The organism is Nocardiopsis sp. NPDC055824 (assembly GCF_053616335.1).
Map to the genome: position 1 here is coordinate 1 of NZ_JBSHDN010000059.1, position 16,531 is coordinate 16,531.

Genomic DNA, 16,531 nt, shown 5'->3' on the forward strand with positions numbered 1-16,531 from the left:
GCGCGGGACCACTCGCGCCGCCGCCCCCGTTCCCGCTCCGTCGGCTCGCCGCCGGGCCGTTCCACGTAACGCCCGGTGTCCGTCCCGGAGCGGGCGCCGGGGATCCGGCATGAACCCCCCGCCGCCGTTGTTGCCCCCTGACAGCGGACGACGGAAGGGACGGACATGGCGGACGGGAAGGGTCGTGGCGGGCCGGGCGCCCCCGGAGCGAAGCACGGCCGCACGGGCGGACCCGGGCCGGAGCTGCCGGATGCGGCCGACGTGGTCGTCGTGGGCGCGGGACAGGCCGGTCTGTCGGTGGCCTGGCACCTGAGGCGCCTCGGGCTCACCCCGGGCTCGGACCTGGTGGTCCTTGACCGTGGGCCTGGTGCGGGCGGGGCCTGGCAGTTCCGGTGGGAGTCGCTGCGGCTGGACACGGCGCACAAGGTCGACGACCTGCCCGGCATGGGGGAGCTCGGTCTGAGCTTCGCCACCGCGGACCGGACGAGGGCGGCCAGGGAGGTCGTGGCCGACTACTACGAGCGCTACGAGCAGGCGTTCGCGCTGGACGTGCGCAGACCCGTCGAGGTCACCGGGGTCCACGAGGACGGCCGCGGAGGGTTCCTCCTCACGACCGACCGGGGCGACATCGGCGCCCGGGTCCTCGTGAACGCCGGCGGGACGTGGGCACGCCCCTTCCGGCCCTACTTCGCGGGTGCCGCGGAGTTCCGGGGCACGCAGATCACCACACCCGGCTACCGCTCCGCCGAGGACTTCCGGGGGAAGCGTGTCCTCGTCGTGGGCGGGGGCACCTCCGCGGTCGGGTTCCTGCGCGAGCTGGAGGGCGTGGCGGCGGCCACGGTGTGGGCCACCCGCCGACCCGTCGAGTTCACCGACGACCCGGACGCGGGCGTCACGGCCGTGCGGATGGCCGACGAGGCTGCCAGGGCCGGGCGGCCGCTCCCGAGCATCGTCAGCGGAACCGGCCTCCCCGCCACCCCGGAGAACCTGGCCGCGGCCGAGCGGGGGCTCCTCGTGGCCCGGCCGATGTTCTCCTCGGTCGAACCGGACGGGGTCCGCTGGGCCGACGGGACGTTCGCCCCCGTGGACGCCATCATCTGGGCCACCGGGTTCCGGGCCGAGCTCACCCACCTGGCACCGCTGCGCCTGCGCGAGCCCGGCGGCGGCGTCCGCGTCGAACAGGGCCGCTCGGTGCGCAACCCCCGCCTGTTCCTCGCGGGTTTCGGTCCCCAGGCGAGCACGATCGGGGCCAACCGCGCCGGCCGCGCCGTCGCACGGCAGGTCGTCGCCGAGCTCCGTGCCCCCGTGGCGGATCCGGCTCCCGTGGGCTGGACAGGTTCTCCGCGCAGCACGCACACCGGCTCCGGCGCGAGGAGCATGGTGTCCAGTGCTCCGGACCGGACCCGTCGGCGCTCACCGATGACCTGAGTGCCTGACCGGCGTTCGCATCTCACCGGTGATCCCGGGCGCGACGGCCCTGCCACTCCTTGCCGGAATTCCTCGGGAAGGTGTCGGACCTCGGTGGGGCACGCTCCTTTCCCGAACGCGATCCGGTATCCGATATGTTCACACTCGGAAGCCCCTGACTTCGTATGAGAGCTCGGGGAGTGCCACGCGACACGTCCCGGCCCCACCCGAACCCGGAGCGGCCGAACAGCGGTTGTGGCGCAGGACCTCGCACGCCGGGTCGGGTGGGTTCGATGACGCGCGAGGTCGAGATACCGGTGAGGGAAGGCACTGATGGACGAGACGTCGGTCGAAACGGTACCGTGCCGGCCCGCAGGCGTGCATGCTGCCACCTCGGCGCGTATGTCTCGACAGAAACGCAAGGACACAGCACCCGAGATGGAACTACGGCGTGCACTGTATCGCAGGGGTTCGCGCTATCGGGTGAATCGACCGCTGGAAGGCATGCCACGCAGAAGAGCGGACGTAACCTTCGTCGGGGCCAAGGTCGTCGTGTTCGTCGACGGGTGTTTCTGGCATCGCTGCCCTGTCCACGGAACGGCTCCGGTCAACAACGGAGCATGGTGGGAGCACAAACTGAGCGGGAACGTGGCTCGTGACCGCGACACCGATACCAGGCTGCGAGAGGCTGGTTGGGCGGTGCTCCGTTTCTGGGAGCACGAAGACATGGAAGCAGCTGCTTCCGAGGTCGAACGTGTGCTGAGAGAACGCCGTCTTGCACGTGGAAGAACCGGGAGAGTCCGGAAACCGGAATCGCCGGTTCGTGGCCCCCGGTGAGTGGGATGCTGTCCCTCCTCTCCCCCGGCGGTCGCAGACGCGAATTTTTGAAGAGGACCGGTCTACGTCAGAATCCTTCTGCGAGGGGAACGGCGTAGTGTCTTGCGAAAGGCTGGCTGTTGTACGGGGGGACCGAGCTCGACGGCCGCTATCGCCTCGAGAAGCACCTGGGCAGTGGAGGCATGGGAGAGGTCTGGGGCGGTCTCGACCTCAAGCTCCGTCGAGCGGTCGCTGTCAAGCTTTTGCCCCTACGCCACTCCGACCCCTCGCGGATGGACCGTTTTCGGCGCGAGGCCGAGATCGCCGCGGCCTTTCAGGATCCGGGCATCACGGTTGTCCATGACACAGGGGAGAGTCACGGGTTCCTCTACGTCGTCATGGAGAAGGTCGACGGAGAGGACCTGAAACGTCTTCTCGACCGTCATCCTGACGGTCTGCCGGTCGAACAGGTGTTGGACATCGGATTGCAGGTGGCCGAGGCCCTGATCGCCGCACACGGTGGGAACGTGGCGCATCGCGATGTCAAACCTTCCAACATCATGCTCACCCCTCGGGGACAGGTGAAGATCTGCGACTTCGGAGTGGCTCGGGTCCTCGAGGACAACCGTGGGGAGCAGGGTACCGCCGGGATCGGCACGGCGGTCTACATGGCTCCGGAGCAGTTCGACGGCGTGGTGGGCATACGATCCGACCTGTACTCGCTGGGGTGCGTCCTCTACGAACTCGTCACCGGTTTCCCGCCTTTCCGGGGAACGCCTCACAAACTGATGGATCTACATCGTCGTGCGCTTCCCGCGTCTTTCGCGGAGTGCCGTCGGAGTGTGCCGGCGGGGCTGGAGGCCCTCGTCACGGACCTGCTCGGCAAACGGCCCGAGGAGCGACCTGCGAACGCGGAGGAGGTCCGCGACCGGCTGAAGAGGATAGTTCGGGGACACGACCGGGGGAGTGATGCCGTTCATCACGACTCCCGGACCGCGATGCCTACCGGCCCGAAGCCTGCTGTCCCGCCGGCGTCCGAGCCCTTCACCCCGCCTTCGCCCCGTCTCCTCGCTTCCGGTTCGCCGGCCAAGAAACACACGCCTCACAACAGTCATGTCATGTCCACGGTCCAGAGCGTGTTGGCCAGGAGCAATGTGGACGCTCACGTGGCAGGGTGTGTTCGAGGTCCCGTGGTCAGCAGATACGAGATCCGTCTGCCCTCCCCGGAAAGTGCGTCTTGTGTCGGACGACTGGTCGAACAGATCTCCGTGGAACTGGGTGGTGTCGACGTGGAGTTCCTCGCCTTCGTGCGATCGACATCGGCTCTTCCCGGGGGAACCGCGGTGGGGTTGGAAATCATCAACGCGGACCCGGAGGTCATCGGTCTGGGAGACCTGCTTCGCTCGGCACCCGCGCCACAGGAGAACTCGTCCCTGTTGTACGGCCTGGGACGAGGCGCTGCGGGACCCGTGCTGGTGAACCTGGAGGAGACCCCCCATCTGCTGATCACCGGTGCTCGTGGAACGGGTAAGTCCATGGCGATCCGTGCTGCGGTGACCTCCCTGCTCGTGCGTGCCACCCCCGAGGAGGTTCGCCTGGTGCTGGTCGACTCACCGGGCGGCCGGCTCTCCGTCTTCGACGACGTGCCGCACCTGTTGTTCCCCGTCACCGACGACCCGGCGAGGGCGGTGGTGGCGTTGCGATGGGTGGAGGAGGAGATGGAACGTCGTTACGACGACCTCGCCTCTCACGGACATCGCACGGTTCACGGCTACAACGTGGCGGTACGTGAGGGACGGACGCCACCTCCGGCACGGAGCCTCGGGACGAGAACCCCACACCCTTCGATCGTGGTCTTCGTCGATGAGGTGACCGTGCTCACCGACCGGTGTCGCGAGGAGACCGAACACTCCATCGGAAGCCTTGCTCGATTGGCGCGTGCGGTGGGTATCCACCTGGTCCTGGCCACCCGTGAGGTGCACACCGGTGCACTCACCGAACGTGTCCATGCCTACATCCCCTCCCGTCTCACTTTCAGGACGACCTCCGTAGAGGGGGGCGAGGTGACTGTCGACGACGGGCGCACCACGCGACTTCGCGGATCCGGCGACGCCCTGTTTCTGCCGAGAGGAGCGAAGAGACCGACACGGCTACGTACATCCCTGGTGTCCCAGGGGGACCTCACCTCCGTCGTCGACCACTGGAGGCGGCCCGGTCACCGGCCAGGCCGGTGAAATGCCGGGGGCACCGCCCGGCGCCCCCGGCTCTCCTCAGTTGTCCCGGTTGAAGAAGCCGACCGACGAGTCCTCCGGGGTGCCCAAGAGTACGCCGCGGTCCAGGAAGGAGTTGTTGGTCTCGCAGCTCGTTTCGGGCAGAAGTACGCAGGCGTAGCAGGCGGCCAGATTCAGCCCGTTGACCCCGCTCGCCTCCGACTCCATGCAGGGAGGATCCTGGGAGCACCAAGCAGCCCGGTTCAGAGCCGATTCGAGCGTGGCACGCAGTTGCTTGTACTCGCCCTGGGCAACCACGCCCCCGAGGCTCCCGGCGGAGTCGCTGGTGGCGGTGTAGATCAGCATGCCCGCCATGTCGTCGGACACATACAGCCGTTCCCGCAGGGAAGCAGCGGGATATCCGGCCCCCAGGCTCCATTCGTTGATCAGGATGTGGGCCAGGGTGTGCAGGAGCACGTACCTGGGGGTGATCGGTGAATCGACGGCCTCGTCCTTCCTGCCCGAAGACGATTTTCGAGCCAGGGAACGCAGTACACGGGTGTGTTCCCGACGGATCCGATCCATCCGTTGCACCGTGCCGGGGCGGCGCTCCCAGCTGTGCAGAAGGTCGTTGTCCAGGGTCAGGAAAACACCTTCCCCACTCACCTCGACAGCGGGAAGCCAGTCCTGTGCCTCCAGGGCGAGAGCGGCAGGTTGCGTGCCCGGGCTCATCACGTCGGGCGCCTGAACACGGGTGAACGCTTGCAGGGCGCGCACCTCACGGAGCCGCTTGACCTGCATGCTGCGTTCGATCCCGAAGGGAAGCGCGGCACGGTCACCCTCGGGCTTCACACACTCGAAGTCCTGGTCCCTCTCCAACTCGGCGGTGCCGAACATCAGCTGTTCGTACTCTTCCCTCCTGAGTCGTTCGGCCGGTTCGAAACCGCCGTACGCCTCGGACTCGGGTTCCGTGTTCGCCAGCTCCATCCGTTGACGGACGGCGTTCACGATCTCCTGGCGGGTGAAGAGCGATCCCTGCAGGAGCCCGGTTCCCTCGATGACCTTGTCGAGAAGGGCGTCGTCGACCTTTCCCGCGATCAGAGGTTCCAACACGCCGTAGTGGTCGTGGACCCGTTTCTGCAGGGTGGCAGACCACGGAGGGATGGACAGGGCGGACCGGTTGAGGGGGAACCAGGCCGCGGACGAACCACGCTGCAGGGTGCGAGGTGCGGACGTGCAACCGACCTCCACACCTTCGGCTCCCAACCAAGGTCGCCTTCCCGAGCACGAGATACCCAGGGCCTGCATGGCCCCGCCTCCGAAGGCACCTTCCAGGGAAGCCTTCTTCCCGCAGGAGCAGCGCACCACGACAGAACGCAGCGAAGCGGTCCGCCCGGTGCTGTGCAGGGACAACTCGTGTCGGACCCCCGTCTCCGAACTCACCGGAGAGGTTCTCTTGTGGACCCAGGCGAAGTAGGGGAAGTCGTCCAGGTGTCCGTTCTCGCACGCGACGACGAATCGGGAGGGGGAAAGGGATTCCTCGCACGCACCGCAGAGGCTTTTCCCGCGGGGTGAGCCGAACTCACGGAACCTCTTGAGTTCATGGCACTTGGGACAGGAGTACATCTCGGGGAAGAGACGAACTCGTACCCCGTCGCCGACCGGTGGATTCGAGGCCGGAGGAAGACGAAACCCCTGGACCCCCAACCAGTGCTGGAGGCGTGGCTCGAAGATCGCCGTGGAGTCGTCCACCTTCCACGAGTCGATCCCGCTCACCACGTAGGACTTCTCGTCGATCGCGACCAGTGCACCCACGCCGTAGGTGGTGATCATCTGGGTACGACGTACTCCGCCCAGAGGGGTTCTCGAAGCCTCTGCCGTGTTCTCCCGCCTCCGGGGACGGCGCTGTCGCCGTTCTTTCATGGCCATGTTCAACGCTCCAGGTAGAGATCGGATTCGACGTCGACGTCGCGCATGCTCCACAAGGTCGGGAACGCGTCGTCCAGGTCCTCGTCGGAGTACGAGCACAACAGGGCGGTGTCGGGAGCGCGCTCCTTGCTGCGCTCGAACGTGTACGGAGCCTCGTAGACGAGGCCTCCGTTCCCCTTGGCGAGAAGACGCCACTCCTCGAAGAAGTGGTCGATGTCCTCCGCCGTCGCGGCGACTTCCTCCGAAGCGACATCCTTGACACGCAGCAGCACGAGTTCCCTGATCTGCTCCAGGCGCTCCTCGAAGTCCCCCACACGGGCCGCAGCGTCGTTGGCCCTGGCCTCGGGGTACAACAGACGGGCCATACCCACGAGCACGGCATGGAGAGCCCGGTCACGAGCCCTGGCGGAGAACGGTGTCACGCTGGTCGACTCGACCTGGCGGTAGAGAGCCGAGTGGTACGAGGTGAAGCTCTCGTAGTGAGACCGGTCCCGCGAACGTGCACCGTTGAACAGCGTCACCACGAGACCGGGATGGCGTCGTCCGACACGGCTGCTCGACTGGATGTACTCGGCCGTCGTCTGGGGCTGCCCCATGATCGTCATGAGCCCCAGACGGTCGATGTCCACGCCCACGGAGATCATGTTGGTGGCGAGGACGGTGTCGAAGGCGCCCTCCTCGGGGAAGGCACGGTTCAGATCCTGGAGCCTCTGAGGAATTTCGCTGGACGTGACCCGACTGGTGAGCTCCGACAGGAATTCCGCAGGGCGTGTTTCCTGATCATGGCGTTCGGCCAGGAGCTTGAGCCGGTCCTGTACATCGTCGTGTACCTGCAGTTCCGCCGCCGCCAGCAGCCGCAAACTGTTGAAGTACCCGACCAGGGTCCAGTAGGCGTCCCGGACCTTGTCGGTGCTCTTGATGGTGAAGGCGTGGTGCAGCAATGCCGCGTAGGACCGGACCAGCAGTGTCGCCTGACTGGTGGATGGGGTGAGCAGTCCGACGTACAGACGGGACGCCTTGTCCTTGGCGGGGGTCTCCACGGCGAACCACGAGTCACGGGAGTCGAGTCCGGCCGGCGGGAACTGGCGTACGTCACGGTTGAACAGTCCTCGGGCCTGGTCCCGGGCACGACGGATCGTCGCCGTGGAGGCGATGACCTTGGCCTGGTCCGCAGCGACGTCGACCGCGGTCTCGTACAGACCGGTCAGGCTTCCGAGGGGGCCCGAAATCAGGTGCAGTTCGTCCTGGACGATCAACTCCGGTGGCGGTGTCCCGTCATCGACGTCCCGGTTGAACAGGGCGGACACCTGGGGGCGCCAGGCGATCTGGGCGAACTTGTCGACCGTTGCGATGACCAGGGTCGGTCGGTGTGCGTAGATCACCTCGTCGACCACGTGGACGGGGAGCGCGTCATGGAAGTCGCACTCCTGGGAAGGGCAGAAGATCCGCATGTGTGCGGTGCTCGCGTCCGCCTCGTAGTGGTGGGCGTCCATAGGGGTGCCGCACCAGGGACAGGCGCGCAACTGGACGGGATCCTCCTCCTGGAGCGTCTTCCCTTCCCGCAGCTGCTTCAGGCTCGCCGCCGCGTCCTTGATGGTGTTGGGGGTGGCGGCCTTGCCCACCCACATACCGAGGGAGATCGTTTCTCCACCCAGTTCCCGAGGGGACAGGCGGCGCATGGTCTCCATCGAGCAGATCAGGGTGGCGGCACGTTCGAACTGCTGGAGGGTGAGTAGACGCAGTGTGTAACGCATGAGGGCGGTGACACCTCCACCCATCTCACCCAGGCGGCTCCGGCGCAGGAACACCGTGAAGGCGATGAGACCGAGGTAGGCCTCGGTCTTGCCACCGCCGGTGGGGAACCACAGCAGATCGGCGACCTTGCGGTCGTCGTGATCGGGATCGACGATGCCGTTCAGACACAGGAGCAGGAAGGCGATCTGGAAGGGACGCCAGCGGCCGTCGAGGACGGGTGCCCCGTGCCCGCCGGACCTGATCCAGTTGGTTCTGCCTCGCTGTAGGGCCATGGCCCGATTGGCACGACGGAATGCCGCTTCGACCTCCGGGTCCCTGCGCAACAGTTCGATACCGGCGGACATCCGGTCGCAGGCCTCCGAACAGAGATCGACCTGTGCCTGGGCTGCTCGACCGTACTCGGTGGCCTGGAGCAGGCGGGCCTCCTCCGCACGTTCGGCGATCCAACCCCGGTACCCCTTCACCAGGCGGCGCAGAGCTCCCACGACGTCGGTGTCGGCCGAGCTCAGACGGTCCATGTCCAGTTCCGAGGCATCGATCTCCGGGTTGGAGTCGGTCAACAGCACCTCGTAGGAAGGGACGAAGGCGGTGCGCACGCTCTCCACCGCCATGGGGACGCCGCGCAGCAGGCGCTCGTCACGCGGCGGTGGTGGGGTCCAGTCCCAGACGGTGGCACAACCGTGTCCGACGGCGAAATGGGGAGTGTGTCGATGGAGCAGCTTGTTGACGTGGATCTCCTCCTCGTCCGTACCCACAGGCACCGGGCGTTCGACCAGAGCGGGTGCGGAGACGTCCCCACCATGCACGGAGAGGGCCGGTTGGAAGAAGCAGTGGACGTCCTGGAGGTCGTAGGCGCCGATCGTGTGCGTGTTGAGCAGAGCAGCGGTGACGGCGACCGATCTGGGCGCCCCTTGCGTGGAACGGGCGGGGCGCACCTGTACACGAAGGCTCAGCCCCGGGACGATCTCCTCCGTCCACAGTTCCGGACGGGTCACGTCGACGTTCACGCCCTTCTCGGGCACGGGGATGCGGTGCCAACGCAGCTTCTGCTCGGCTGTCGAGCGGCGTTCGGCACGCTCGGCCTCCACGGGGTGCCCATCCGGGTCACGCGCTTCGTACACGGCAGCCGTAACCTTGACGACGACGGAGGAGGCCCGTTCCGGGTCGACGGCGAAGGTGAGACCCATCGACGAGGGATTCTGCATGTTCGCGGCCGCCACGCCGACATCGAGCACCTCGTCGACACCCGTGCGAGCCCCCGCCAGGTCGACGTCCTGCTCGGAGATGTTCTCCGGGACCTCTTCCCGCTTCGCACGCCTGGGGAAGAGCACGCCGGTCAGGTAGGTGGTGAGCGGGGCGTCGGAGAGCACCTCCTGGTCTCCGCCGACCGGTCCCAACAGGTCCCTCTGTAGTTGTTCGACCAGCTCGGACCGGAACACGTAGTGCTCATCATGTGCTGTCATCGTGGTTCTCCTCCTCGGGCTTGGGGTCGTACTCGAAAGTGCTCAGTCCCGTGAGACGAGGGGTGAGCCACACTCCGCGGGAGCCCAGGCCGGCTCGGAGACCGGCCGCCTCACTGCCTGCGGAAGCCTCGACGGAATCGATGCGCACGCCGGACAGCAGACATGGCCAGTTGCGTGGCTCGTAGCTGGGGCCGAGCTTCATGAAGTGGTACAGATCGCTCCGGAGACGGTCGGACAGCATGCCGATGGGGCGTTCCTGGTGCACCACCACGTAGTGAGGGCTCCTACCGGGTTCGTCGGAGTCGGGCAGCAGCCGTTCCAACCTCACCTCGTCCCCCTGTCGGACACCGGTGGCCAGGTACTCCTGCACCTTCTGAGGATCCTCGGTGAATCCGTGGGTCCCGGCGGGGAATTCGGTGCAGACGTCCCCGGCGTGCAGTTCCAGGCCCAACCGTGCCCATCGGCGGAACGAGTACCGTCCCCACCGGTCGAGCCCTGGTGCCGAGCGGACGAAGTACTGCTCGGGGGGATCCATGTGCAACAGCTCTTGGCGGGGCCGCGTCATCGCCACGTAGAGGAGCCGTGCCTCCTCCGCCACGTCGACGTGGCGCTCACGTTTCTTCCTGCCCCCCTTCTCGGACTTCTGCTCCCCGACCGGCAGACTTCCCGGATCGACCACGACCACCCGGTCGAACTCCAGCCCCTTGGCACGGTGGAAGGAGGAAACCACGAGGGAGGCGGGAGGCTGCGCCGTCAACTCGTCGGCCAACCTTCCGAGTGCCATGGCCGTTCTCAGACGTCCCATGTCGACGTTGCGAGCTCCGTCCCTGGCAGAACGTCGTAGGCCGAGCCACAGCGGTTCGACCTCGTCGACGGGAAGACCGTACGCGCTCACGACTTCCTCGAACCGGCTCCTGGTCAGGATCGAACCGTCGACCTTCCGGAAGAGGAAGGCCAACCACGCCGGGGCGCCACGGTCACGGGCCGAGCGTTGCAGTCGATGGTGCACCCCTCCCTGCCAGAGGGAGCCGGACAACAGGAGTGCCTGGCCGTTGGTACGGCACAGAACCGCGGTGGTGCCTTCATGGGATCCCAGGCTGAGAAAGCCGAACTCGTCCATGTCCAGGCTCAAGGTGGTGCGTAGGGAACCACGGAGCTCCTCGTGGATCCCCGGTCCGGCGACACGACCGGATTCGGCGTCGCGCCGCAGCTCCGGACCGTGTGGCAGGGCCAGCCCCGATTCTGCCGTGCACGCCCGGAAATTGGAGGTGAGGCGCAGCTCGATCAGGTCCTCGCCGAAAGTACGGCGTACCCAGGTGAAGAAGCGTCCTGTCTCCTGAGCACGTTGTTCGACGTCGGGAACCGTGAACCCGTAGATCGACTGGGCGGGATCACCGACCACGGTGAAACCGGGGTCGAACTCGTCCAGCAGGACCTCGACCATCTCCCGACGTGGCCCCACCAGATCCTGAACCTCGTCGATCACGACGTGGACCAGGTCCCCTCCGAGTTCCTCCTCGGCGAGACCGTCCTCGATCGCCCGGCGCGCTCCCTCGATACGTGCGTCGAAGGAGCGTTCCTCCCAACCGCCGCCGGCGTCGACCTTCATGAGCAGATCGAGTGCCCAGGAGTCGAAGGTCTGCGCGCGGACGTGACGGGCGGAGCCTCCGTGCGTGATCGTGCGGGCCCGTAGTTCACGGACCGCGGCCCGGGAGAAGGTGAGAACCAGGATTTCCCCGGGGCCCACCTCCTCCTCGGAGACGAGGAAGTCGAGCCGCCGGATCAGGGTGTGGGTCTTTCCCGCACCCGGGCCCGCGGTGACGAGTACCTGGGCATCGGCCGGCTGTTCCACCACCGCGCGCTGTTCGTCCGTCAGTTCGTCGAGAGGGTCGGATGCGTTCACTTCCGTCCCCACAGGTGTTCGAACTCGGTGAAGGCCAGCTTCTTGTCGTAGTTGGTCACGTTGTCGTGGACGTCGAGGATGCGACAGATCTCCTTGCCGCCGTTGAGCTTTCCGCGAAGACCACGGCCGATCATCTGTTGGTAGACGTTCGGGCTGTAGGTAGGTCGAGCCACGATCACGGTCTTCGTGGCGGGCGCGTCGAACCCCTGGGCCAGGACGCCGTAGTTGGTCAGGACCCGGATCTTGCGGTTGCGGTAGTCCTCGATGATGCGGCGCCGTTCGGACAGGGGGGTGGTCGAGTCGACGGCCTCCGCCCGGATGCCGTGTTTGTTGAGCCTTGCAGCCAGGAGTTTTGCGTGGTTGACCGACGTTGCGAACAACAGCACGGGCTCGTCGTCCGGGAGATCGCGGATCTCCTCGATCAGCATGGTGTTTCGGCTGTGGTCGTCGGCGATCCGCTTCTCCGCGGAGATCGGAAGTCGCCGCAGGAAGGAGCTCTTCTCCAGATCCTCCAGTTCCGTCTCGCTCAGCTCGATCGTGACACCGGTGAGCTCACGGTGCTCCACATGTGCCAACACGCCCAGGTTCTGCAGCTCGGTGTAGGGGTCACCGTCGAAGATCCCCTCGTCCAGGCGTATTCCGCCATAACGTTGAACGAGTCGCTGCGTCTCCTCCTCGTTGAATCCGCGGAACGGTGTCGCGGTCAGGCCGATCAACGGTCGTTCCGAGGAGCGATGGGTGATGCCCAACAGCTTCAACAGTTCGGTGTAGCGAGGGGTGATGGAGGTGTGTGCCTCGTCGATCAGCACCAGGGCGGCATCACGCAGCCAGGCGTACTCCGCCGTGTGCAGACACTTCTCCAACTTTGCGTCCGTGGCGACCACCAGGTGGGGGTTCTCCGACACGGGAGCGGCCTCGTTCGATTCACGCAGGCGACTGATCGTCAGAGGACTGTCCGGGCCAACCTTCGACCACACGAACTGCCAGCTCTGCACGGCCTGCTCGCACAGCTCGCTGGTCTGAGCGATCCACAGCACGGGGCGGCCACCCAGCCCTTGTGCCTTGATGACCCGGATGACGGCTTCCGCTGCGACACGGGTCTTGCCGGCGCCCGTGGGCAGACACAGCATCGCCTTGCCCGCCTTGTACCTGGTGAGCCGGTCGAACATCTTGGCTGCCAGTTTTTCCTGGTAGTCGTGCAGACGAGGGAACTCGCGAGGGCCATCGACGGTCTCTGTGGCGGGCAGACGTGGTTCCTTCGTGCCGGCGTAGTTCTGGGGTAGTCCGAGCTGGTTGACCACCTGTAGGGACCTGTTGTCCCCATTGAAACCACAGGCGACGTCGGGAACGTTGGCCTCGATGTCCTTGCGGTAGTGCCGCATCACCGAGACTCCGTAGGAGTCCACCGCCAGCTGGGCGATCTCCCGGTGGGCGGCTTCCCCGTTCTGTTCGATGTTCTCCGATTCGAGCAGACCTTGGGGCAGTCCTGCCTTGATGGCCTCCACATCAGCCAGTTCCAGCAGTTTGTCGGCGACGTTCGGAGCCTTGCGGGCGCGTTCCAGTCGTTCGTTCTTCTTCTTTTTCTCCCGCTGATCGAGGATCTGACGGCATCGATTCGGCCCGAGGCCGAGGCCGAGTTCGACATCGATCGCGTTGAGCACTGACAGATCGTCATCGGGGTCCAGGACCAGGACGGAACGATCGAGCACCGCCGATTCGAGTTCGGTGGTGTTCATCCCCTTGGGTGTGCGCACGATCTGTTGCAGTTCGCCGCAACGCACGATCGACCAACCGTCCACCTGGGCACGATGGGACAGCCTCAGGTGAGGAAACTCCTCGAGGATCAGGTTCGGTTCGGACTGGGCGACATGACGTATCTCTTTCTGGATGACGTCGTCGGGGGAGGCCATTCCCCAGTCCCGGCGCATCACCTCGGCGGTCTCCGCGTCCGGTACCAGTAGGGCTGGGAGCGACTCACGGATCAGGGACTCGTACTCGGCACGGTCGGACGTGACGGCGATGTCCGCGTCCTCGTACTCGCTGCTCCACCCGGCGCCCACCCGGCAACGTGTGGGCAGCCCCTCGGGCCAGTCGGCTCCTGCTTCGACCAGCAGGGCGTACACCTTTCCGGGAAAGACGTCGTCCTCGCTCAGTGCCGCTTCCTCGACGAGTTTTTTCCAGAAGCGGGTACCGATGGCTTCCAGGGTGTCGGGCAACTTCAGCGCCTCTGCCACGGCCGAGGGGACCTCGGAGACCGGAAGCACGTCATGGTGCACCCGGAGCTGCGGGCCCACGGAGTCCGACAGGGCGCGTAGTCCACGGGAGGTTCGGAGGTGGCCGTGTCTGTGTGCCATCCACCTCAGTGGGGAGACGACCGCTTTCACGGTGGAGCTGCTCCGGCCCACCCGAAGTGTCCAGCTGGTGACCAGTCCCAGGCGGGGGAGGGCCTGCAGGAAGGAGGCGCTTCCCTCCTCGGAGAGCTCGGTCAGGAAGTGCAGGGGGCCCGCAGGAGGCGCGCCCTCGAAGTGCATGGAATCCAACTTGGGCCTTCGCTCCGACGAGGGAAGACTGCGGCAGTAGCGCTCCCAGATGGTCTTCACGTAGGCGTCGTACCACCCCTCACCGCTCTGGGGCCTCACCTTCTCGACGGGGCCGTCGAGCAGTCCCAGGTCACCGAGGATCACACGATCAGGTCCGTGGAAGTCCAGGTCGACCGCCACGTGGGCATCTCGGGAACCGTCACGAGGAACCACGGGGCCGGGGAGGAGGCAGTTCCGGATCGGTCGGAAGCGGCCGGCCACCGTACGAACCCTGAACTGTCGGTAGGTGTCGATCTCCGCGGAACGGATCGCCGCGAGGGTGTCGGCCGGTCCGGCTTTTCGGGACAGTTCCCACAGGGCGGTCCACCTGGCGTCGTCGTAGTCCGAAAAGCCCTTCGTCAGGACGGAGGCGAATCTGCCGGCTGCGTCCGCTTCGTGGATCCCGAGCTCGTCGAGGGCGCGTTGTACTTCACCGTCCGTGATGACTCGTTCGTCGACGTAGGTCATCCGATCGGTCAGGTTGTCCGAGTCGCTGCTGCGACGGAAGACATTGGGGGAGGGGGCGACCAATTGGTGATCCTCGGTCAGGACGATCCTGGCCTTGAGTGCCTCCTCCGCGAGAGAGGTGTGCCCCTCCTCCGCGAAGGGGGAGTGGTGACGTCGAATGTCCGCCACGATACGGATGGCTGTCCGTGACGACTCGGGGGCGTGGTCCGCGACGAGCGCTTCGAGCCAATCCACGATCGAGGCGGTCTCGAGCTTGGCGGAGGCCAGAATTCTTTCGGCACTCTGCCTGCGATGAGCGGTGTTCTCCACCGAATGGTGGCACCAGTCCGTCGGACGGCCGGGGTACTGTGCCCACAGGTCGAGCCACTTCTTCTGCAGGCGCGCGGGATGGAGCCGCACGGCCTCCGGAAGGCCGAAGCGACCGTCCTGGTCCGGCAGGGTGGGGCTCACCGCGGCATGTTTCCAGATCGCATCCACGAGGTCCGTGGCGGCGAACTGGGGCTCTTCACGACCACGTGCCGGCACGAAGTCCAGGTATGTGCACGGGTCGTCGGAATGCGACAGCTTTTCCAACGACTCCACCACCAGCCTGGCGGAGACACGAATCAGCTCACGGTTGAACTCGTTCCCGTCGTACAGATTCTGACGATCCTCGCTTGTCTTCCAAGGGGCGTTGAGGATGCCACGCAGCGTGGTGGTGAAGTTCGTGGGGAAGAAGGCCCAGAACTGCCCGAGCTGTCCTCGTCCCTTTCTTTCCGGGACGGCCCAGGAGACATCGATCTCAGGGCGGTCGTGCAGTTCCCCGGCCTCACCGATCGCATGGGGGGAGGGGCGGTGTCTCCTGGTGAAGACCCGCCACCTGTCGACCGTTTCCGTTGTGGAGTTCCCCACGCCGCTACGGATCTGCAGAACTCGGGTGTCGCCGTCGATCTGCTGGGAGATGTGGCGTATACGTGGAGCGGTGCCACGCCGATCTTCGAGCACGACGGATCCCACATGTGGAGAGAACAGGGGGAACTCCACGGGAAACGCGTCGAGATCCTTGCCCAGGCGCGTGGCCTTTCCGGGTTTCAAGGGAAGACGGACCACGGTGGTGGCCCAATCCAGGAGCTCGGCCAGGACCGGATCGTCCTGCATCTCCTGCCCCGGCTCGAGGGGGCGGGCCATACGGAGAACAGGAATCTCCTCGATGTCGGCCCACACCGACCGGATCTCCTGTTCGGCCCACTCGCGGGAGAAACCGAAGCTCCTGCCCTGCTCCCGGCTGAAGAACTGAGGAGTGTCGGTGACACTCAGAACGGACTTGACGCCGACGCCGAAGCGACCGATCTGCCCACCCCGCTTGCGGGACACCCCCATGCGGAGAATGGTGTCGGCGCCTTCCGGAGCCATGGGGCTGCCCTGATTGGCACAGTAAAGGTGCCCCTCGGTCAGGATGACGGAGACCCTGCCGCCGGGCTGGGCAAGGAGTTCGTCGGCTCCGTTCTGCACCAATTCGTAGATCTGTCGATCACCATAACCACCCTGGGTGATGCGGCGTTCGCTGTTGGCGTGCTCCTGGATGAGACCCCGGTCGATACGGTAGGTCTCCAGAACTCGCCGAGACTGTTCCATGACCAGTTGTAGAACGGAGTTGCTCTCTGGCGTTCTCATGTGTGTGCTTTTCTTTTTCGAATGCACGACTTCAGGGCGAGGCGGGGGTCGACCGATGTGCGCATGAAGATGGCAGGGGGGAGGGGCGAAGAAAGAAGAGTGCTCACTCTGTCGAGGGGCGATCAGGTCGTTGGTGCTTCACTTCTGGGGGATGGTCGGGTGGTTCTCCGATTTCGGCGTCCACGGGAAAAGGGTACAGTTCACCCCTGGATTGAAGCGCGATTTTTCGACTTCGCCGACGTTGAAGTAATCGGGAGTATGGCACGGGCTCGAGGGTGTGGCAAGTCCGAAGGTGGTTCGGGGCGGCGCCGATCGGTGTCGGGTGGTACAGCAGTGCAATATGTCCTT

At 65.9% G+C, this 16,531-nt stretch carries 7 protein-coding genes; 3 read left to right on the forward strand and 4 right to left on the reverse strand.

Annotated features, from left to right (window positions below):
• Positions 1-165: 165 nt before the first annotated feature.
• From ACWGL3_RS14505 to ACWGL3_RS14515, 3 genes are all read left to right on the forward strand, one after another.
• The gene (locus ACWGL3_RS14505; protein WP_267945707.1) at positions 166-1,428 is read left to right on the forward strand and encodes an NAD(P)-binding domain-containing protein; all 1,263 of its coding nucleotides are present in this window, start codon (positions 166-168) and stop codon (positions 1,426-1,428) included.
• A 312-nt stretch (positions 1,429-1,740) separates the two neighbouring features.
• The gene (locus ACWGL3_RS14510) at positions 1,741-2,244 is read left to right on the forward strand and encodes a very short patch repair endonuclease (RefSeq protein ID WP_267945706.1); all 504 of its coding nucleotides are present in this window, start codon (positions 1,741-1,743) and stop codon (positions 2,242-2,244) included.
• Positions 2,245-2,363: 119 nt separating this feature from the next.
• Positions 2,364-4,457 carry a serine/threonine protein kinase gene (locus ACWGL3_RS14515; RefSeq protein ID WP_267945705.1) on the forward strand — a complete coding sequence of 698 codons (2,094 nt, stop codon included), beginning with the start codon at positions 2,364-2,366 and terminating at the stop codon, positions 4,455-4,457.
• Between the two features lie 36 nt (positions 4,458-4,493).
• Here the strand turns inward: ACWGL3_RS14515 and drmB are convergent, their stop codons facing one another.
• The 4 genes from drmB to ACWGL3_RS14535 are packed head-to-tail and all read right to left on the reverse strand — an operon-like array spanning position 4,494 to position 16,183.
• Positions 4,494-6,362 (reverse strand): DrmB family protein, encoded by a 1,869-nt coding sequence (gene drmB, locus ACWGL3_RS14520; RefSeq protein ID WP_452461398.1) that lies wholly within the window; start codon positions 6,360-6,362, stop codon positions 4,494-4,496.
• 2 nt (positions 6,363-6,364) lie between these two features.
• A complete protein-coding gene (locus ACWGL3_RS14525) occupies positions 6,365-9,580 on the reverse strand; it encodes a helicase-related protein (protein ID WP_267945704.1) in 3,216 nt (1,071 codons plus the stop codon).
• Complete coding sequence (locus ACWGL3_RS14530) at positions 9,567-11,483, reverse strand: UvrD-helicase domain-containing protein (RefSeq protein WP_267945703.1); 1,917 nt, start codon at positions 11,481-11,483, stop codon at positions 9,567-9,569. Before ACWGL3_RS14530 ends, ACWGL3_RS14525 begins: the two co-directional genes overlap by 14 nt.
• Positions 11,480-16,183: a DEAD/DEAH box helicase gene (locus ACWGL3_RS14535; protein WP_267945702.1), complete on the reverse strand. Its 4,704-nt coding sequence runs from the start codon at positions 16,181-16,183 to the stop codon at positions 11,480-11,482. The genes ACWGL3_RS14530 and ACWGL3_RS14535 overlap by 4 nt, the downstream gene beginning before the upstream one ends.
• Between the last annotated feature and the right edge of the window lie 348 nt (positions 16,184-16,531).